The sequence below is a fragment of the Actinoplanes utahensis genome (assembly GCF_016862455.1).
GTDB lineage: Bacteria > Actinomycetota > Actinomycetes > Mycobacteriales > Micromonosporaceae > Actinoplanes > Actinoplanes utahensis.
On record NZ_BOMZ01000033.1, the window covers coordinates 137746 to 157383 of the forward strand.

Here is a 19638-nt window from a genome sequence, read left to right on the forward strand (position 1 = left end):
CCTCAGGCTATGCGGTCGAGCAGCAGCGGAACAGGGGCCGCCGCCGCCGCTCCGAAGGTGAACGCCCCGGCGGCGTCGGCGCGGGCCGCGGGGATCCGCGACTCGTCGTCGGCGCGCAGCTCCAGCAGCACGTCACCGGTCCTGACCCGGTCACCCGGGCGGACCTTCAACTGCACGCCGGCGCCGAAGCTGACCGGGTCCTCCTTGCGGGCGCGGCCGGCGCCGAGACGCCAGGCGGCGATGCCGATCCCGTACGCGTCGATCGAGGTCACCACCCCGTCCTCGGTCGCCCGCAGCACCTCGGTGTGCGCGGCCACCGGCAGCGTCGCGTCCGGGTCGCCGCCCTGCGCGCGGATCATGTCGCGCCAGGTGTCCATCGCCTTGCCGGAGGCCAGGACCTTCTCCGGATCGGCGTCCACGCCGGCCGCGGCCAGCATCTCCCGGGCCAGGGCCAGGGTCAGTTCGACGACGTCGGACGGGCCGCCGCCGGCCAGCACCTCGACCGACTCGGCCACCTCGTTGGCGTTGCCGACGGCCAGGCCGAGCGGGGTGCTCATGTCGGTGAGCAGCGCGACGGTGGTGACGCCGCTGTCCTTGCCGAGCTGGACCATGGTGCGGGCCAGCTCCTGGGCCGAGGCCAGGTCCTTCATGAACGCGCCGGTGCCGACCTTGACGTCGAGGACCAGCGCGCCGGTGCCCTCGGCGATCTTCTTGCTCATGATCGAGCTGGCGATCAGCGGGATGGCCTCGACCGTGCCGGTGACGTCGCGCAGCGCGTAGAGCTTGCGGTCGGCCGGGGCCAGGCCCTCGCCGGCGGCGCAGATGACCGCGCCGATGTCCTGCAGCTGGCTCTTGAACTGCTCGTTGGAGATGCGGGCCTGCCAGCCGGCGATCGACTCCAGCTTGTCCAGGGTGCCGCCGGTGTGGCCGAGGCCGCGGCCGGACAGCTGCGGCACGGCCACCCCGCACGCGGCGACCAGCGGGGTCAGCGGCAGCGTGATCTTGTCGCCGACGCCGCCGGTGGAGTGTTTGTCGGCGGTCGGCCGGGTCACCGAGGACAGGTCCAGCCGCTCGCCGCTGGCGATCATCGCGGCGGTCCAGCGGGCGATCTCGGCGCTCGTCATGCCGCGCAGCAGGATCGCCATGGCCAGGGCCGACATCTGCTCGTCGGCGACGATCCCCTTCGTGTACGCGTCGACGACCCAGTCGATCTGGGCGTCGGTGAGAACGTGCCCGTCCCGTTTGGCCCGGATGACGTCCACTGCCGCGAATGCGCTCATGCCTGTTCTTCCCAACGCTGCGGGATGCCCTCAGGGGCCTCTCCCTCACCCGCCCAGGACAGTCCGCCCTCGGCATCCACCACCACGACCCGCGGAGTGCGGACCAGTCCCCAGGCCACGGCGGCGGCCGCGGAGGCCAGGTTCGGGCCCTCCTCCAGGATGCCCTTCTCCTCGGCCGATCCCGGCTCGCCGGAGGAACGTTCCCAGTAACTCGTCCAGATCGTCTCGCCGCCGGACAGGTCCGGGTGGACGAAAACGGTCCCCCGGCCGCGCCACTTCGCCAGCTCGGGGGGCACGTCGGCGCCGCCGACCGGGCCGGTGACCCGTTCCATGTCCTCGTAACCGAACGCGTGCGGCAGCAGCTCGGTCATCCGCAGTGGCCGGGGCAGCGCCTCGACCAGCAGCTCCGGGCCGCCGTGCTCCCAGAGGAGCTGACGGCAGCGGCCGCACGGCATCAGCGGGGCGCCGGTCGCGTCCACGCACGAGATCGCCACCAGGCGCCCGCCGCCGGTCGCGTGCAAGGAGCTGACCAGGCCGCACTCGGCGCACAGGGTCATCCCGATGGACGCGTTCTCCACGTTGCAGCCGACGATCACGCGGCCGTCGTCGACCAGGCCGGCCACCCCGACCGGGAAGTCGGATATCGGCGTGTACGCCCGCCGCATCGTCTCGATGGCGGCGGTCCGCAGAGCCGCCCAGTCGATCTCCATGACACCGATTCTGCCGTAGCGCTCCGGGGCGGGAAGCCGCGGCACCGGCGACTTCCCGCGTGATCCCGCGTCTTCTCGCGCGGGAAATGATCTTGAAACAGGCTCAGCTCTTGATGTACGGCTGACCCGAGGCCGCCGGCCCGCGCACCCGGCCGACCAGACCGGCCACCGCGATGAGCGTCGCCAGGTACGGCAGCATGTTCAGGAACTGGCTGGGTACCGGGCTGTCGATCGCGCTCAGGTACGTCGCCAGCTTCTGCGCGAAGCCGAAGAACAGCGCCGCCCCGAACGCCCCGATCGGGGTGAACCGGCCGAAGATGAGCGCGGCCAGGGCGATGAAGCCCGCCCCCGCGGTCATGTTCTTGGTGAAACTGCCGGTCGCCACCAGCGTGAAGTACGCCCCGCCGATACCGGCGACCACACCACCGAGGAGCACGTTCAGGTAACGCAGGCCGCGTACCCGGATGCCCACCGTGTCGGCCGCGGTCGGGTGCTCGCCGACGGCCCGCGTCCGCAGGCCCCACCGGGTCCGGCTGAGCCCGAAGTGGATCACGATGACCAGGCCCAGTGCGAGCCAGACCAGCAGGTTCGCCTCGAACAGCACCGGCCCGACGACCGGGATGTCGGCCAGGCCCGGCACCCGCCACTCCGGCATCTGCGGCGGCTGGTTGTAGGTCTGCGCGTTCGGCTGCATCAGCCGCTCGTACAGGAAGCCGGTGATGCCGAGCGCGAACAGGTTCAGCACCATGCCGACGACCGTCTGGTCGACCAGGTAGCGGATCGAGAGCACGGCCAGGATCGCCGCGATGATCACGCCGCCGACGGCCGCGCTGATCAGACCGGCCCAGACGCTGCCGGCCATGGTGCCGACCAGGGCGCCGGCGAAGGCGCCCATCAGGAACTGGCCCTCGATCGCCACGTTCACCACACCGGAGCGCTCGCCGAGCACACCGGCCAGCGCGCCGAGGATCAGCGGCAGGGCCAGCTGCAGCGTGCCGTCCGTGGTGTCCACCAGCGGCATGAACTCACCCGCCACCTGCCAGCACAGGAAGGACAGCACGAAGGTGAGGATGCCCAGGCTGAGCCACACGTTGGCGTGCCGCTTGAGCACCCCGGCGAACAGCGCCCCACCGGCGGCCACCGTCAGCACCCCGAAGAGCACCGCGCCGAACCTGCCGTCGATGGCGAGCGCCGCGCCCTCGGCGTTCTCCGTCAGCGTGAACCTGGCGTCCTCGCTCGTGGCCAGCGCACCGAACACCACGGCCGCCAGCCCGCCGAGCAGGATCAGGGCCAGGCCGAGACGGCGGTACCGGGTCCAGAACGGCTCCGGCGCGGTGACCTCGGCCAGGTCCTCCACAGTCGCGGTCGACATGTCTCAGCCCTTCGCCAGGTTGACGCCGAGCCCGGTGGCCCGGGCGGCACGCAGTCGGAAGATCGCCTTCACCAGGGCGGGGGCGGCGATGAAGATGACGATGAGCGCCTGCAGGACGGTGACCAGCTCCAGCGAGATACCGGCGTACGACTGGATCCGGTTCCCGCCGGCCCGCAACGCGCCGAACAGCAGCGCGGCGAAGAACGTGCCCCACGGTTTGTTGCGGCCCAGCAGGGCGACCAGCAGACCGTCGAAGCCGATGTTGCCGGCCACCGAGGGGGTGAGGGCGTGGGCCGTACCGAGCACCTGGGTGGCGCCACCGAGACCGGCCAGGCCCCCGGCGAACGCCATCAGCAGCACGTACGTCTTGCCCACGCTGATCCCGGCGGTCTTCGCGGCGTGCGGGTTGGCGCCCACCGCGCGGATCTCGAAACCGAACGCGGACCGGTTCAGCAGCCAGGCGACCGCGACCGTGACCAGCACCGCCAGGATGATGCCGAGGTGCACCCGGAGGACCCCGCCGGGCGAGGGCAGCTGGGCCGACTCGGCGACCGACTTGCTGATCGCGTCGCTGCGGCCGGGCGCCTGGATGCCCGACTGGATGACCAGCCAGGACAGGAACAGCGCGGCCGTGTAGTTGAGCATGATCGTGGTGATCACCTCGTGCGCCCCGGTGCGCGCCTTGAGCAGGCCGGGGATGAAGCCCCAGAGCGCGCCGCCGAGGATGCCGGCGACCAGCGCGACGATCAGGTTCAGCACGATCGGCAGGCCGAACGAGAAACCGGCGACACCGGCCGCGATGCAGCCGAGCACGGCCTGGCCCTGCGCGCCGATGTTGAACAGGCCGCCGCGGAACGCGAGCGCCACCGACAGGCCGGTGAAGACCAGCGGCGCGGCGTAGGTGAGCGTCTCCGACAGCGGGGCGAACGCCTCCTGCCAGGTGGCGGTCCCGGCGAACCACTTCTGGAACGTCGCCGGGTCGCCGAACGCGCCCTTCAGCAGGTCGGCGTAGGTCGAGCTGACAAGCGTCCAGCTCGCCTGGAGAGCGTCACTCGGACGGGCGGTGAAGTAGGTGAACTTCTCCAGCACCTTCTCGTCCGAGACGATGATCAGAACCGCGCCGATCAACACCGCCAGCAGGATCGACAGCGTGGTCAGCACGAAGTTGTTCGCCGACCAGAGGTACCGCAGGAAGCCCGGTCCGCTGGTCTTCGGCGCCTTGGTGGTCTCGGCGGTCACTTCTCCCCCTCCGCCGTCGCGCCGGTGATGCCGGCCATGAGCAGGCCGAGCTCTTCGCGCGGCGTGTCGGGCGAGACGATGGCCAGGATCCGGCCGCGGTACATCACCGCGATCCGGTCCGCGAGGCCGACCACCTCGTCCAGCTCGCTGGAGACCACGAGCACGGCGGTGCCCTGGTCCCGTTCGTGGATGATCCGGCTGTGGATGAACTCGATCGAGCCGACGTCCACACCGCGGGTGGGCTGCGACGCGATGAACAGGCGCAGCGGGCGGGACATCTCCCGGGCCACCACGACCTTCTGCTGGTTGCCGCCGGACAGGGTGCCGACGGCGGTCTCCGGCGACTGGCACCGGATGTCGAACTGGCTGATCCGCTCCTCGGCGTTCACCGTCACGGTGCTGCCGTTGATCGCGAAGGCGTTGCCGTACGGGGCGCGGTCGTACATGTCCAGGATCAGGTTCTCGGCGACGGAGAACTCCTTGACCACCCCGTCGTGGCTGCGGTCCTCGGGGACGTAGCCGACCCCGGAGCGCAGGATCCGCTTGGTGCTCAGCCCGACCAGGTCGTCGTCCTCGAGCTTGACCGAGCCGGCCCGCGCCGCGCGCAGGCCCATCACGGCCTCGACCAGCTCGGTCTGCCCGTTGCCCTGCACGCCCGCGATGCCGAGCACCTCGCCGGCCCGGACCTCCAGGTCCACGCCGTCGACCGCGCGGACACCGCGGTCGTCGTCGACCACCAGGCCGTCGATCTTGAGGACGGCGGCGCCCGGCTCGGCCGGGGCCTTCTGCACCTCGAGGCTCACGGCCCGGCCGACCATCAGGGCGGCCAGCTCGTCCTCGCTGGTGTCCGGGCTGGCGGTGCCGACGATCCGGCCGCGGCGGACCACGGTGATCCGGTCGGCGATCGCCTTGACCTCTTTGAGCTTGTGCGTGATGAAGACGATCGACTTGCCCATCGCGGTCAGCGACCGCATGACGGCGAGCAGTTCCTCGGTCTCCTGCGGGGTGAGCACGGCGGTCGGCTCGTCCAGGATCAGCAGGTCGACCTCGCGGGTCAGCGCCTTGACGATCTCCACGCGCTGCTGAGCGCCGACCGGCAGGTCCTCGATCAGGGCGTCCGGGTCGACCGGCAGGCCGTACTTCTTGGAGGTCTCCAGGACGTCGCGGCGGGACCGGCGCCGGTCCAGCCAGCCGAGCGGGCCGCCGCGCACCTCCTCCGCGCCGAGCGCGATGTTCTCCGCCACGGTGAAGACGGGCACCAGCATGAAGTGCTGGTGCACCATGCCGATGCCGGCCGCGATGGCGTCGCGGGGGCTCTTGAAGACGACCGGCTCGCCGTTGACGACGATCTGGCCCTCGTCCGGCTGCAACAGGCCGTACAGCTGGTTCATCAGCGTCGACTTGCCGGCGCCGTTCTCGCCGAGCAGGGCGTGAACCTCGCCCGGCTCGACCGTGATGTCGATGTGGTCGTTGGCCACCAGGTCGCCGAAGCGCTTGGTGATGCCGCGCAGTTCCAGTTTCAGCGGAATCTCCCGACGTCGGGTATCTGCCTGGTGGACGGTGTAATGCGAGCCGCCGCTCGGCCACGGGTGCTGGACCCGTGGCCGGGCGGCGGCCAGATGTTACCTACCCGAGGGTCACTTCGGCGCGCTGGCCGACTCGACCTTGACCTTGCCGGAGATGATGTCGGCCTTCAGGGTCTCGAGCTCGGCCTTCAGAGCCGCGTCGACCTTGCTGTCGAACTTGTTGAAGCTGCCCAGCGAGACGCCGTCGTTCTTGAGGTCACCGACGTAGCCGGCGTCCGCGGCCAGCTTCTCGCCCTTGGCGCCCTTGACCACGACCTCCTTGACCGCACCCTCGATGTTCTTGACCACGGTGCTCAGGAACACGTCGCAGTACTGGGCGGCGCTGACGCAGCCGTCCTGGTCGACCCAGATGACCGAGACCTTGCCGGCCGAGTCCTTGGCGACCTGCGCGGTGCCCAGGCCGGTGCCGCCGGCGACCGGCATGACGATGTCGGCGCCCTGCGAGACCAGGGTGTTGGTGATGCTCTTGCCCTTGTTCTGGTCGATGAAGCTGTCGGCGAAGCTGCCGTTCTGCGCCTTCTTGTCCCAGCCCAGGACCTGGACGTTCTTGCTCTTCACCGTGTTGTAGTGGGTGACACCGTCGGCGAAGCCGTCCATGAAGATGGTCACCGGCGGGATCTTCATGCCGCCGTAGGTCGCGACCTTGCCCGACTTCGAGTAGCCCGCCGCCAGGTAGCCGGCCAGGAACGCCGCCTGGTGGGTGGCGAACTGCATCGGGTAGACGTTGCTGTTGCCGCTGTTGCTGTCGACGATGCCGAACTGGGAGCTCGCGCTCTCCTTGGCGACCTTGGTGGTCACCTCGCCCATCAGACCGCCGACGGCGAGGATGAAGTTGCAGCTCTGCGAGACGTAGCTGCGCAGGCCGGGCTCGTAGTCGGCCTCGGAGGACGACGCCACGTACTTCGGCTCGACGTTCGCCGCTTCCTTCTGCGCGGCCTGCAGACCGGCCCAGGCGGAGGCGTTGAACGACTTGTCGTCGATGCCACCGAGGTCGGTGACCATGCACGCCTTGTAAGCAGCGGCAGCGGTGCCACCGCTGGCGCCGGTCGTCGGGGTCTCGGCGGGGGCCTCACCACAGGCAGCGGCAGCGAGCGTCAGCCCACCTGCCGCGAGAATCGCCACGATCCGCTTCCCACGTACTGGGCGCAAGACGCCCTCCTTCCGCTGCACACCGAGGTCTCTTTGCTCCGGTGAATCTCAGGTCGGGAGCGTATGCCTCGCCCGCGGGGAACGTCAGGGCATCGGTACGGACTGTTGGCGCACTGTTATCCCACCGCAATCACCAGGCACCGGGAGCGCCGCTTTCGGCTGGTTAAAGAAGGAATCGCGCCCGGCGGGGAAACGAATAGTTAATCTTCCGCGACCCGCGAAGCCCGCCGCCAGGCTCGCACACCGAGCACGCCCACAGTGGTCCCGATCGCCAGCGAGGCGGCGATCAACAGGGCGTGCACCCACAGGAACGAGGTCGGCGCCCCGTCGGCGAAGGACCGCTCGTCCTTCCAGATCGCCAGCCCGAACCGGGGCCAGATCAGCCAGGTCCACACCCCGACCGCGATCAGGAACGCCGCCCACCGCTTGTTGATCACCACGGGACGAGTATCTCAGCCGGTCAACCGCGCCGTGATCCGCCGCCATCCGGCCCGCACCTCGGACGGCTCCGGCGGGACGTCCGGGTAGTCCCCGGCCGGCTGCGGCGGGAAGTCCTCCTCCTCCCGGGTGCGCGCGGCCGCGATCTCGCGCCGGATCGCGTCCACCCCGTCCAGCGGCGCCAGGGGCTCGACCACGGCCATCAGATCGTCGTCGGCGACCACGGCACGGGCCAGGGCGAGCGCATGGGCACGCTCGTACGGCCCGCAGACGAGGGGTTCCCAGTCCTCCATGTCGCCGAGCGAGGCGATGGTGATCACCCACGGCTGCTCGGCGATCGGCGAGCCGGGTGGCAGATGCAGCGTCACGAGTGTGCCCACTCCGACATCATCGCGGGCGGGCATGCCGAATCCAGATGTTTTGCCCCACCGGGACGGTCTTGTCGTCAGCTGACAGATCGACCACCCGGCCGTGCGGGCTGGTCGCCGCCCAGGCCGCGCCGAACAGCAGCAACTGGTTGAAGACGTAGAGGTAGACCAGGGCGCCGACGGCCGAGCCGACCAGGCCGTACGCCGGGTTCCGCTGGACGATCTCGACGAACGTCTTGCCGATCGTGTTGAGCAGCATGATGCCGATCCCGACCTGCAGCACCGGCGGGGCCATTCGCCGGGCGGTCATCCGCAGCCGTGGCACCGCCGCCAGCAGCGCGGCGGCCAGCATCATGTTGACCGCCAGCGTCAGCGCCCAGCTGACCAGCGACAGCGTGGTCGCGAAGCCGCCGCCGGCCAGCCAGTTCAGCAGCCGCTCCAGGCCGTAGACGGCGAGCTGGGTGAGCGCCAGCAGGAGCATCAGCCCGACCAGCACCAACAGGTCGACGGCCTGGCGCACTCCGAAGTAGCCGGGCTGCTCACGCAGCCGCCAGATCAGCCGCTGCGACGACCGGATCGACTCGACCCAGCCGATGCCGGTGAAGGTCAGGCCGATCAGGCCGACCATGCCGACGCTCGCCTTGCTCTCCAGGATGGCCTGCACGTCCAGGAAGGGCAGGTTGGCGTGGAGGAAGTCCTCGACCAGATCGAGGAGCTCGACGTTGTTGGTGAGCAGGAAGCCGAAGACCGAGTATCCGATCAGCAGCAGCGCGAAGATCGCGAAGAAGCCGTAGTACGCGATGGCGGCGGCCAGCCGGCCACCCTGGACGCTGTCGTACCGCAGGAGCGCCCGGCACAGGTGATCGAAGTACGGCGACCGGTACCGCAACGCCATGACCCGGGCTTCGGTCGCGTCGTAAGCCCGGTCGATCGGATTCACCGGCCGACCGTATCCGACACGTCAGCTCCCGAGTGGGAAGTCCCGGCGTGGCCTCCACGGTCCTTCACCGCCGTGCGAGAAGAGCGTGAAGGAGGAGACCTCGAAACGGGCCGAGAATCCGGCCAGATCCTCGAACACCGCGTCCAGCGCGTCCGCGGCAACGTCCTGAGCGACCGTCACATGCGGATGGTAGGGGAACCGGGTGTCCCGGTTGATCTCCTCCGATCGGGTGATCGCCGCGGCCAGCAGCTCACACTCGCTGATGCCCTGCGCCAGGGTCACGAACACCACCTCGGTGACCGGCCGGAACGTGCCGGTCCCGCGCAGATGGATGGTGAACGGCTGCTGAGCGGTCGCGATCTCCCCGAGGTGCTTCTCCACCGCCGGCAGCGCGTCGGCCGCCACCTCCGTCGGGCCGAGGAGCGTGACGTGCGCCGGCGTGTAGGCGGCTTGCGGGTCACCGGCCTCCGCACGCCGGCGGGTGAGCACCGATCCCCACGGCTCGGGGATGTCGATCGCCACGCCGATGCGCACGATGGAGGGCTGATCCATCCCGGGTCAGGCCTCGCGGGCCGGGCTGAGGAAACCCACGTTCCGGTACGCCGTGGCGAGGGTCGCCGCGGAGACCGCGCGGGCCTTCTCCGCCCCCATCGCCAGCACCTTGTCGAGCTGGGCCGGGTCGTCGAGGTAGAGCTTGGTGCGCTCCTGGATCGGCTTGACGAACTCGACGAGCACCTCGGCGAGGTCCTTCTTCAGGTCGCCGTAACCGCGTCCGTCGTACGCCTCCAGCAGCTCGTCGATCGCCCGGCCGGTGAGCGCCGCGTAGATCGTCAGCAGGTTGCTGATGCCGGGCTTGTTCACCTCGTCGTAGAGGATCTCCCGCCCGGTGTCGGTGACCGCCGACTTGATCTTCTTGGCCGAGCGGGCCGGGTCCTCCAGCAGCTCGATGATGCCGTTCGGCGCGGACGCCGACTTCGACATCTTGATCGCCGGGTCCTGCAGATCGAAGATCTTCGCGGTGTCTTTGACGATGTACGCCGAGGGGATGTTGAAGGTCTTGCCGAACCGGCTGTTGAACCGCTGCGCCAGATCGCGGGTCAGCTCCAGGTGCTGCCGCTGGTCCTCCCCGACCGGAACCTGGTCGGCCTGGTAGAGCAGAATGTCGGCGGCCTGCAGGATCGGGTAGGAGAAGAGGCCGACGGTGGTGCTGTCCTGCCCGGCCTTGGCCGACTTGTCCTTGAACTGCACCATGCGTCCGGCCTCACCGAACCCGGTGATGCAACTGAGCACCCAGCCGAGCTGCGCGTGCTCGGGCACGTGGGACTGCACGAAGAGGGTGCACCGCTCGGGGTCGAGGCCCACGGCGAGCAGCTGCGCCGCGGAAACACGGCTCCGATCGCGGAGGATTGCCGGATCATGACCCATGGTGATCGCGTGCAGGTCGACCACGCAGTAGAACGCGTCATGCGTCTCCTGCATCGACACCCAGTTGCGCACCGCACCCAGGTAGTTGCCGAGGTGGAAGGAGTCTGCGGTCGGCTGGATGCCGGAAAGCACACGCGGGCGGCGGGCAACGTCGGACATGGCCGCCATTGTGTCAGCCCCGCCCCGGAATTCGCGAATCCCCTACCCCCTCCCGGCGATGTTCGAACCTGTTGACCCATGAGCGATTCTGGGGGATTCTATGGATGTCTTGACTAGGGAAAGGGCCTGAGCCGTGAAATTGCTCGTCACCGGCGGCGCCGGCTATGTCGGCAGCGTGACCAGCAGGCTGCTGCTCGACGCCGGCCACGAGGTCGTCGTGCTGGACAGCCTGCGCACCGGCTTCCGTGAGGCCGTCGCCCCCGACGCCACGTTCGTCCAGGCGGACATCGCCGACGCCGCACAGGTGCTCACCCCGGACGCCGGGTTCGACGCCGTCCTGCATTTCGCCGGGCTCATCGCGGCCGGCGAGTCGATGGCCCACCCCGGCCTCTACTGGCACGAGAACATGGTGAAGTCGCTCGCCCTGCTCGACGCGGTGCGTGCCGCCGAGGTCCCTCGGATGATCTTCTCCTCTACCGCCGCGGTCTACGGCAACCCGGTCGAGCTGCCCATCACCGAGTCCGCCGCCAAGGCCCCCACCAGCACGTACGGGTCGACGAAACTCGCCTTCGACCTGGCTCTCACCTCCGAGACCTTCGCCCACGGCCTGGCCGCGATCTCGCTGCGCTACTTCAACGTGGCCGGCGCCTACATCAGCGACAGCCACGAGATCGGCGAACGGCACGACCCGGAGACCCACCTGATCCCGATCACCCTGCAGGCCGCCGCCGGCAAGCGGGAGAAACTCCAGCTGTTCGGCGACGACTACCCCACGGTCGACGGCACCTGCGTGCGCGACTACATCCACGTGGCCGACCTGGCCCGGGCGCACCTGCTGGCGCTGGACAAGACGGTCGCCGGCGAGCACCGCATCTACAACCTGGGCAACGGCAACGGCTTCTCCAACCGGCAGGTCGTCGAGGCGGCCCGCGAGGTCACCGGGGCGGCGATCCCGGTCGAGATCGCCCCGCGCCGCGACGGCGACCCGGCCACCCTGGTCGCCTCCTCCGCCCTGGCCCGCGCGGAGCTGGGCTGGGTCCCGGAGAAGAACACCCTCCAGGACATGATCGGCGACGCTTGGGCCTTCTACCGCAAGCACGTCGCATGAGCATCCCGGAGACGGCCAGGGCGGCATTCCTGGAGGCGTACGGGGAGGAGCCGGCCGGGCTCTGGGCGGCGCCCGGGCGGGTCAACCTGATCGGCGAGCACACCGACTACAACGACGGGTTCGTGCTGCCCTTCGCGCTGCCGCAGCGGACCGTCGCGGCCGCCGGTCCCGCGCCGGACGGCAAATGGTCGGTCTGCTCGACGCTGGCGCCCGAGCCGGTCACGTTCGGTGTCACCGAGCCGGGTGAGGTGACCGGCTGGGGGGCGTACGTCGCCGGGGTGGTCTGGGCCCTGCAGGACGCCGGCTTCGAGGTGCCGCCGGCCCGCATCGCCCTCGCCTCGGACGTGCCGCTCGGCTCCGGGCTGTCCTCGTCGGCCGCGCTGGAGTCGGCGGTCCTGACCGCGCTCGCCGACCTGGGCGGGCTGGACGTCGCCCTGGAACGCCGGCCGGCCATCGCCCAGCGAGCCGAGAACGTGTACGTCGGCGCGCCCACCGGCATCCTGGACCAGAGCGCGTCGATCCGCTGTCAGGAGGGCCGCGCGCTGTTCCTGGACTGCCGCAGCTATCAGATCGAGCAGATCCCGTTCGACCTGGCAGCCGAGGGCCTGGCCATCCTGGTGATCAACAGCAATGCCCCGCATCAGCACGTCGACGGCGAGTACGGCGAACGCCGCAAGAGCTGTGAGGCGGCCGCCGCGGCGCTGGGCGTCCCGGCTCTGCGCGACGTGTCCACCGCGGAGCTGCCGGAGGCCCTGGACCGGCTCGGCGACGACGTGCTGCGCCGCCGGGCCCGGCACATCGTCACCGAGAACCAGCGGGTGCTGGACACCGTCTCGCTGTTGCGCGCCGGCCGGGTGCGGGAGATCGGCCCGCTGCTGACCGCCTCGCACGCCTCGATGCGCGACGACTTCGAGATCACCGTGGATCAGGTGGACGTGGCCGTGCGGGCGGCCCTGGCCGCCGGGGCGTACGGCGCGAGGATGACCGGCGGCGGCTTCGGCGGCTGCGTGCTGGCTCTGATCGACGCCGGCCGGGCCGACGCGACCGCGACCGCGGTGGCCGGCGCGTACCGGGAGCGGGGTTTCACCGCACCCACCAGCTGGGTCGCGACCGCCGGGCCCGGCGCCACCCGGATCTGACGCTTTGAACGGTTCTGCTGCGGGTATGCCCGGCTCCATGACCACCGAACAGCACCCGCAGCAGAACGAGCCCAACGAGTTCGGTTTCGCCGGAGACGGCACCGGACCGGAGCCGCGCCCCGAGCCGACCGGTGGCGCCGAGGACGTCGCGGTGCCCGCCGACGACCTGACCGGCCCGCTCACGAGTGCGCTCGAAGAGGCCACCGACGGCCGGGACGACTGACCGGCGCCCCACCCATTGGGGGTGCGGGATCGGCCTTTCGCCTGACCACCTTCGTCTTTCACCTGATCACCCGCAGGAGCGAGACCAGAGCCCCGGGAACCGGTCGTGGCACTATCGTGACGGCATGGGGGTAAGCCCGCCGTATCTTCACGATCACACCGAGCAAGGTGTCCGCGTCAGCGCCGACACCGCCGCGGACGCCGCGGTCTCGCTCCTCACCGTCCGCGGGCCCTGGGACGCGCAGCTGCGCCTCAACGCCTCCGTCTCGCTGCGCCGCTGCTTCGCCGACCATCCGGACGGTCTCATCGTGGACCTGTCCGGCCTGCTCGACCCGCACAGCGAGAGCGCATCGACCTGGACGACCGCCCGGCAGTTCGCCGCCGCGCTGGAGCCGCCGGTCCACATGGCCCTCTGCGTCCCGCCGGACCTGCCGCTCGCCGATCACCTGCAGGGTCTGAGCGCCGGCCGTTTCCTGCCCGTCTACGCCAGGGTCGGCCAGGCCCGGGTGGCGCTGGCCGGCCGGATCCCGGGCGATGACCGGCTGACCGCGACGTTGTGGCCGGAGGCGGAGGCGCCCAGCCTGGCCCGTGACCTGGTCAGCGACGCCTGCCTGTCCTGGGGGCTGGTCCGCCTGCTGCATCCGAGCCGGCTGGTGATGTCGGAACTGGTGACGAACGCCGTCGAGCATGCCGGCACCGAGATCCGGGTGACGGTGACACGGCGCGGCAACGGGCTGCAGCTCGCGGTGGCCGACGGGAACCCGTCGCTGCCCCGGATCGTGCGCCCGTCCCGTCCGCGCCCGGGTGTGCCGCTCGACGAGCGGGGCAGCGGGCTGCGGACGGTGGAGCGGACCGCCGCCCGGTGGGGCGCCGTGCCGGCCGAGACCGGCAAGGTCGTCTGGGCGACGGTCCGGCCCGCTTCCTAGCGGGCCTTCTCCACGAGCGGGCTCAGCGAGCCTCGATGATCATTCCGGCGGCGACCGTACGGTTGGTGCTCTCGTCGATCAGGATGAAGCCGCCGGTGGTCCGGTTGCGCCGGTACTCGTCGGCCAGCAGCGGCACCGTGGTCCGCAGCTTGACCCGGCCGATCTCGTTCAGCTTGAGCTCGCCGGCCGAGTCGTCGCGGTGCAGCGTGTTCACGTCGAGGCGGTACTGCAGGCCGCGTACCACGGTCCGGGCGGTCCGGGTGGTGTGCTTGATCGCGTACTTGCCACCGACCCGCAGCGGAGCCGACTCGTCCATCCAGCAGACCATCGCCTCGATGTCCTGGGCGACGGCCGGCGCGTTGTTCGGCCGGCAGATCATGTCACCGCGCGAGATGTCGATCTCGTCGTTCAGCCGGACCGTCACCGACATCGGCGGGAACGCCTCACCGACCGGGCCGTCGGCGGTCTCGATCGACGCGATGGTACTGGTCAGGCCGGAAGGGAGGACCATCACGTCGTCACCGGGCTTGAGGATGCCGGAGGCGACCTGACCGGCGTAACCGCGGTAGTCGGTGACCGTGGTGGACTGCGGGCGGATCACGTACTGCACCGGGAAGCGCACGTCGACCAGGTTGCGGTCGCTGGCGATGTGCACGTGCTCCAGGTGGTGCAGCAGCGACGGGCCCTCGTACCACGGGCTGTTCTCCGAGCGGGAGGCGATGTTGTCGCCGTTCAGCGCGGAGATCGGGATGATCGTCAGGTCCGGGGCGTCAAGCTTGGCCGCGAACGAGGTGAACTCGTCGGCGATCCGCTCGAACACCTGCTGGTCCCAGTCGACCAGGTCCATCTTGTTGACACACAGGACCAGGTGCGGCACCCGCAGCAGGCTGGTCAGGAAGGCGTGCCGGCGGGACTGCTCGACCAGGCCCTTGCGCGCGTCGACCAGGATCAGCGCCAGGTCCGCGGTGGACGCGCCGGTGACCATGTTCCGGGTGTACTGGATGTGCCCCGGGGTGTCGGCGATGATGAACTTGCGCCGCGGCGTGGCGAAGTACCGGTACGCCACGTCGATCGTGATGCCCTGCTCCCGCTCGGCGCGCAGGCCGTCGGTGAGCAGCGCGAGGTTGGTGTACTCGTCGCCGCGGGACGCGCTGGCACTCTCCACCGCCTCGAGCTGATCCTCGAAGATCGTCTTGGTGTCGTACAGCAGCCGGCCGATGAGCGTGGACTTGCCGTCGTCGACGCTTCCGGCGGTGGCGAACCGCAGCAGGTCCATGCCGCGGGAGGCGGCGGCGTCAGGCTCGAGAACTGCCTGGCTCATCAGAAGTAACCCTCTCGCTTACGGTCTTCCATCGCGGCCTCGCTGACCTTGTCGTCACCGCGGGTCGCGCCACGCTCGGTGATCCGGGTCGCGGCGACCTCGTCGATCACCTTGTCGACGGTGTCGGCGTCGGAGAGCACGGCCGCGGTCTGCGACGCGTCACCGACCGTCCGGTAGCGCACCCGGCGGACCTCGGACGTCTCGCCGTCACGCAGCTGGATGAACTCGTTGACCGCGTAGAACATCCCGTTGCGCTCGACGACCTCGCGGTCGTGGGCGTAGTAGATGCCCGGCAGCGGGATCTGCTCCTTGGCGATGTAGTGCCACACGTCCAGCTCGGTCCAGTTGGACAGCGGGAACACGCGGATCGACTCGCCGGGGTGGTGGCGCCCGTTGTACAGCGACCACAGCTCGGGCCGCTGGTTCTTCGGGTCCCACTGGCCGAACTCGTCACGGAAGCTGAACATCCGCTCCTTGGCGCGGGCCTTCTCCTCGTCCCGGCGGGCGCCGCCGAAGAGGGCGTCGAACCGGTACTTCTCCACGGCGGCGAGCAGCACCGGCGTCTGGATCCGGTTGCGGGTGCCGTCCGGCAGCTCCCGCACCTGACCGGCGTCGATCGCCTCCTGAACGCTGGCGATCACCAGGTTCAGGCCGAGCGAGGCGACCCGGCTGTCCCGGTACTCCAGGACCTCGGGGAAGTTGTGGCCGGTGTCGACGTGCATGACCGGGAACGGGATGCGCGCCGGCGCGAACGCCTTCTCCGCGAGGCGCAGCATCACGATCGAGTCCTTGCCGCCGGAGAAGAGCAGCACCGGGCGCTCGAACTCGGCCATGACCTCACGCATGACGAAGATGCTCTCCGCTTCGAGAGCATCGAGATGCGATACGCGATAGGGCTTCGTCTGGCTCATGGGTTCTGTCCCAGACCTTTCTCCGGTGTCAGCCGGGCAGGGCAGAGGTCATTGTGACGGAAGGTGCCTCTGCAGTGCAGCAAGCAACCGAGGAGCGAGATCTTTACGACAAACGACCAGGTCAGGCAACTTGGTGTCGGCCTGGTTGTAGGTCAGCGGAGAGCCGTCGATGCGGGACGCGTGCAGGCCTGTGGCCAATGCCACCGCGACCGGCGCGGCCGAGTCCCACTCGTACTGGCCACCGGCGTGCACGTAGGCGTCGGCGTCGCCGTTGATCACGGCGGCGATCTTCACCCCGGCCGAGCCCATCGGCACCAGCTCGGCGCCTATCTCCTCGGCGAGCGCGGTGACGAAGGCCGGCGGCCGGGTCCGGCTGGCGGCGATCCGGATCGCCCCGCCGGTCGCCGACTCCAACGGCATGGGCGGGTACGCCGGCGGGTTGTCGGTGGCGAGCGTGCAGTGCCGGGCCGGCATCGCGACCGCGCCGGCGGTCAGCCGGGCCGGCGCCGACGAGTCGGCGGTCCAGAGCGCCACATGCACCGCCCAGTCGTCGCGGCCCTCCTCGGAGAACTCCCGGGTGCCGTCCAGCGGGTCGACGATCCAGACCCGGTTGGCGCTCAGCCGGTCCGGGCGGGCCAGGGCGGTGTCGTCCTCGGTCCACGCGACCCGGGCGTGCTCGTCCTCCTCGGAGAGCACCGCGTCGGCCGGCCGCCAACGGGCCAGCTCGGCCCGGAGCAGCTGGTGGGCGGCCTGGTCACCGGCCGTCTTGAGAGCCTTGCCGTCGGCGTGGCCCATCTCGGCGCGGACCTGGAGAAGCACCTGACCGGCCCGGTCGGCCAGCCAGCGGGCGAACGCGGCGTCGATGACCGGTGGGGCGCCGCCCTCGTGCGCTTCGCGCTGCCCGGCTACGCGTGCGGACTCCTTCGTCTGCTCGCCCATCGTCTCGCTCCTCACTTCTGCACGTCAGTACGCTCCCGACGACCGCACCACCGCGGTCACGGTCCTGAGCAGGATCACCAGATCCAGGCTCAGCGACCAGTTCTCCACATAGCGCAGGTCCAGCCGGACCGCCTCCTCCCAGGAGAGGTCCGACCGGCCCGACACCTGCCAGAGACCGGTCATGCCCGGCTTGACGGCCAGGCGGCGCCGCACGTCGTCGGCATAGGCGGCCACCTCCGTCGGCAGTGGCGGCCTCGGGCCGACCAGCGACATCCGACCCGACAGGACGTTGAGCAGTTGCGGCAGCTCGTCCAGGGAGAACCGGCGCAACCAGCGCCCGACCGGGGTGACGCGCGGGTCGTCGCGGATTTTGAAGAGCACACCGTCGTGCTCGTTGAGGTGCCTCAGCTCGGCAAGCCGGGCCTCGGCGTCCACGTACATGCTGCGGAACTTGAAGATCCGGAAAAGACGGCCATCTCGTCCCACGCGCACTTGGCGAAAGAGTACCGGGCCACGGGACGTCAGGCCCACGCAGAGCGCCACGGTGAGAAGCACCGGGCCGAGAAGGATCAGCAGGACCGCCGCACCGATTCGATCGACCAGGTCTTTCACCAACCTCGATCCGCCGTGCAGGCGGGGATGCTCGACGTGCAGCATCGGCAGGCCGTCGAACGGGCGGATGGTGGTCCGCGCACCGGCGACGTCGACGAGCGCGCTGGCCACCACCAGGTCCACCTCGTCGCGCTCCAGCCGCCAGGCCAGCCGGCGCACCGCCGCGCCGTCCAGCTCCGGGCAGCTCAGCACGACCACGGTGTCGGCGTCGGCGCGTTCCACGGCGTTCGCCACGTCCTCGAAGGTGCCGTAGACCGGGGGATCGGTCACCCCGATCCCGTCCGCGCCCGGCGGCAGGCACGCGCCCACCACCTCGAGGCCGTGGTACCGCTCGCGGCGCAGTTGGCGGGTGATCCCGATGACAGACAGCTCATGGCCGACGACGATCACCCGGCGGAGGTTCTCGCCACGGGACCGGGCCAGATGCAGCCGCTTACGCAGGACGAACCGCAACACCACGATCGCGGCTGTCGCCAGCGGGAAGGCGACGAGGACGTACGACCGGGCGAGGTCCAGATTGAGGGCGTACGACACGACGGCCGCCCCGCCGATCAGGCCCGCGCCACCCCGGAGCACCCGCTGGTACTCGTCCGAGCCGACGAACAGATAGCGCCGCTCGTACGCCCGGGACGCCGCCAGCACCAGCAGCAGCACCACCGGCAGCAGCGCCGACCAGATCAGGTACGTCCGGTTCCACTCGGTGACCACGTCCCCGAACCGGACGGCGAACGTACCCGCCCCGGCCGTGACCCCGGCCGTCAGATCGGCGAGGACGAGGCTGCGCACGTACCGGCGCTCCCAGTCCTGCCGCCGCGACATCGCCGCGTGCCGGCCCCGGGTCCGGACGAACGGCCGGTTCGCCGGGCGGGCCGCCATCGACCGGTTGCGGGCCTTCGCGAGATGCCGATCGGCCGCTTGGTTCCGGGCCGGCTCCGGGCTCTCCCGGGCCACCAGGGGCGGCGCGTTCTCGCCGCCCGCCGCCGGACCGGGGATCCTGCTGTTGTGGCCGCTGCGACGGCCGGCCGGCCGCGGCTGCGGGCCGGAGTTCAGCGGACGTTCGCCGGTGAACGCGTCCGTCCGATTCTCGGACACGTCCTGCGACATCCCTGAACCTCCGTCCCTTCGGCCTGCGCACCGCTCTCGTGCGCCCGTGTGACCAACGGATGGACGGCGGCCGCGTCACGGGATGGACAAATCAGACCCCGTGGTACTTGTTCTGCGCCCACTCGACGCCTTCGTGGACGATCGCCTCGACCACGTCGGCCGCCCGGTCCACCAGGAAGTCGAGCTCCTTGCGCTCCGTCGCGGAGAAGTCGGAGAGCACGTAGTCGGCCGGGTCCTGCCGGCCCGGAGGCCGGCCGATCCCGAACCGGACGCGCGCGTACTCCTTGCTCGCCAGCGACTTCGACATCGAACGGAGCCCGTTGTGGCCGCCTTCGCCCCCACCCCGTTTGGCACGAACCTGCCCGAACGGCACATCCAGCTCATCATGCACGGCGATCACCTGAGCCACCGGCACTTTGAAGAACTGCGACAACGCCACCACCGGCGCGCCGGACAGGTTCATGTAGGTCAACGGCTTCAGCATGATCAACTTGGGGCCGCCGAACCCGAGACGGCCCTCGGCCACCTCGGCCTGCGCCCGCTTCGCCCGGCCGAACTTCCCACCGGCCCGGGACGCCAGCAGGTCGGCCACCATGAAACCCACGTTGTGCCGGTTACCGGCGTACTCCCGGCCCGGGTTGCCCAGCCCGACAACCAGCCAGGGCGACTCGTCGCTCAACCCTCTCGCCT

20 protein-coding genes are annotated in these 19638 nt (G+C 70.3%); 4 read left to right on the plus strand and 16 right to left on the minus strand.

Features of this window, described 5'->3' with window-relative positions:
• Positions 1-2: 2 nt before the first annotated feature.
• The 11 genes from Aut01nite_RS10830 to trpS all read right to left on the minus strand — a co-directional run bounded on the left by Aut01nite_RS10830 (position 3) and on the right by trpS (position 10666).
• The gene (locus Aut01nite_RS10830; RefSeq protein ID WP_043533374.1) at positions 3-1280 is read right to left on the minus strand and encodes a thymidine phosphorylase; all 1278 of its coding nucleotides are present in this window, start codon (positions 1278-1280) and stop codon (positions 3-5) included.
• On the minus strand, positions 1277-1990 hold the full coding sequence (locus Aut01nite_RS10835; protein WP_043533373.1) for a cytidine deaminase: 714 nt from the start codon (positions 1988-1990) through the stop codon (positions 1277-1279). The genes Aut01nite_RS10830 and Aut01nite_RS10835 overlap by 4 nt, the downstream gene beginning before the upstream one ends.
• Before the next feature lie 103 nt (positions 1991-2093).
• A complete protein-coding gene (locus Aut01nite_RS10840) occupies positions 2094-3362 on the minus strand; it encodes an ABC transporter permease (RefSeq protein WP_043533372.1) in 1269 nt (422 codons plus the stop codon).
• Positions 3363-3365: 3 nt separating this feature from the next.
• A complete protein-coding gene (locus Aut01nite_RS10845; protein WP_043533371.1) occupies positions 3366-4601 on the minus strand; it encodes an ABC transporter permease in 1236 nt (411 codons plus the stop codon).
• Positions 4598-6079, minus strand: a complete 1482-nt coding sequence (locus Aut01nite_RS10850) for an ABC transporter ATP-binding protein (RefSeq protein ID WP_152629130.1) — start codon at positions 6077-6079, stop codon at positions 4598-4600. The genes Aut01nite_RS10845 and Aut01nite_RS10850 overlap by 4 nt, the downstream gene beginning before the upstream one ends.
• A 159-nt stretch (positions 6080-6238) precedes the next feature.
• Complete coding sequence (locus Aut01nite_RS10855) at positions 6239-7336, minus strand: BMP family lipoprotein (RefSeq protein WP_043533580.1); 1098 nt, start codon at positions 7334-7336, stop codon at positions 6239-6241.
• A gap of 200 nt (positions 7337-7536) precedes the next feature.
• Positions 7537-7776: an SCO4848 family membrane protein gene (locus tag Aut01nite_RS10860; RefSeq protein ID WP_043533370.1), complete on the minus strand. Its 240-nt coding sequence runs from the start codon at positions 7774-7776 to the stop codon at positions 7537-7539.
• Between the two features lie 12 nt (positions 7777-7788).
• A complete protein-coding gene (locus Aut01nite_RS10865; RefSeq protein ID WP_043533369.1) occupies positions 7789-8154 on the minus strand; it encodes a hypothetical protein in 366 nt (121 codons plus the stop codon).
• Between the two features lie 7 nt (positions 8155-8161).
• Positions 8162-9082: a YihY/virulence factor BrkB family protein gene (locus Aut01nite_RS10870; RefSeq protein ID WP_052164612.1), complete on the minus strand. Its 921-nt coding sequence runs from the start codon at positions 9080-9082 to the stop codon at positions 8162-8164.
• Between the two features lie 21 nt (positions 9083-9103).
• Complete coding sequence (locus tag Aut01nite_RS10875; protein ID WP_043533368.1) at positions 9104-9634, minus strand: 2'-5' RNA ligase family protein; 531 nt, start codon at positions 9632-9634, stop codon at positions 9104-9106.
• 6 nt (positions 9635-9640) lie between these two features.
• A complete protein-coding gene (gene trpS, locus Aut01nite_RS10880; RefSeq protein ID WP_043533578.1) occupies positions 9641-10666 on the minus strand; it encodes a tryptophan--tRNA ligase in 1026 nt (341 codons plus the stop codon).
• Positions 10667-10799: 133 nt separating this feature from the next.
• Here trpS and galE point away from each other — a divergent pair, with 133 nt between their 5' ends.
• The 4 genes from galE to Aut01nite_RS10900 all read left to right on the plus strand — a co-directional run bounded on the left by galE (position 10800) and on the right by Aut01nite_RS10900 (position 14061).
• On the plus strand, positions 10800-11774 hold the full coding sequence (gene galE / locus Aut01nite_RS10885; RefSeq protein WP_043533366.1) for a UDP-glucose 4-epimerase GalE: 975 nt from the start codon (positions 10800-10802) through the stop codon (positions 11772-11774).
• Positions 11771-12913 (plus strand): galactokinase, encoded by a 1143-nt coding sequence (gene galK, locus Aut01nite_RS10890; RefSeq protein ID WP_043533364.1) that lies wholly within the window; start codon positions 11771-11773, stop codon positions 12911-12913. Before galE ends, galK begins: the two co-directional genes overlap by 4 nt.
• Before the next feature lie 37 nt (positions 12914-12950).
• Entirely contained in the window at positions 12951-13136 is a 186-nt protein-coding gene (locus tag Aut01nite_RS10895) for a hypothetical protein (RefSeq protein ID WP_043533362.1), read from the plus strand.
• Positions 13137-13260: 124 nt separating this feature from the next.
• Positions 13261-14061 (plus strand): ATP-binding protein, encoded by an 801-nt coding sequence (locus tag Aut01nite_RS10900; RefSeq protein WP_043533360.1) that lies wholly within the window; start codon positions 13261-13263, stop codon positions 14059-14061.
• 22 nt (positions 14062-14083) lie between these two features.
• Here Aut01nite_RS10900 and cysN read toward each other — a convergent pair whose 3' ends face one another.
• The 5 genes from cysN to pth all read right to left on the minus strand — a co-directional run bounded on the left by cysN (position 14084) and on the right by pth (position 19627).
• Positions 14084-15382: a sulfate adenylyltransferase subunit CysN gene (cysN, locus tag Aut01nite_RS10905; RefSeq protein WP_043533358.1), complete on the minus strand. Its 1299-nt coding sequence runs from the start codon at positions 15380-15382 to the stop codon at positions 14084-14086.
• Positions 15382-16293, minus strand: a complete 912-nt coding sequence (gene cysD, locus Aut01nite_RS10910) for a sulfate adenylyltransferase subunit CysD (protein WP_043533356.1) — start codon at positions 16291-16293, stop codon at positions 15382-15384. Before cysD ends, cysN begins: the two co-directional genes overlap by 1 nt.
• Positions 16294-16341: 48 nt before the next feature.
• Positions 16342-17232: a 3'(2'),5'-bisphosphate nucleotidase CysQ gene (locus tag Aut01nite_RS10915; protein WP_052164611.1), complete on the minus strand. Its 891-nt coding sequence runs from the start codon at positions 17230-17232 to the stop codon at positions 16342-16344.
• Positions 17233-17256: 24 nt separating this feature from the next.
• Positions 17257-18948: a sugar transferase gene (locus Aut01nite_RS10920; protein WP_052164610.1), complete on the minus strand. Its 1692-nt coding sequence runs from the start codon at positions 18946-18948 to the stop codon at positions 17257-17259.
• A gap of 91 nt (positions 18949-19039) precedes the next feature.
• Positions 19040-19627, minus strand: a complete 588-nt coding sequence (pth, locus tag Aut01nite_RS10925; RefSeq protein WP_043533352.1) for an aminoacyl-tRNA hydrolase — start codon at positions 19625-19627, stop codon at positions 19040-19042.
• Between the last annotated feature and the right edge of the window lie 11 nt (positions 19628-19638).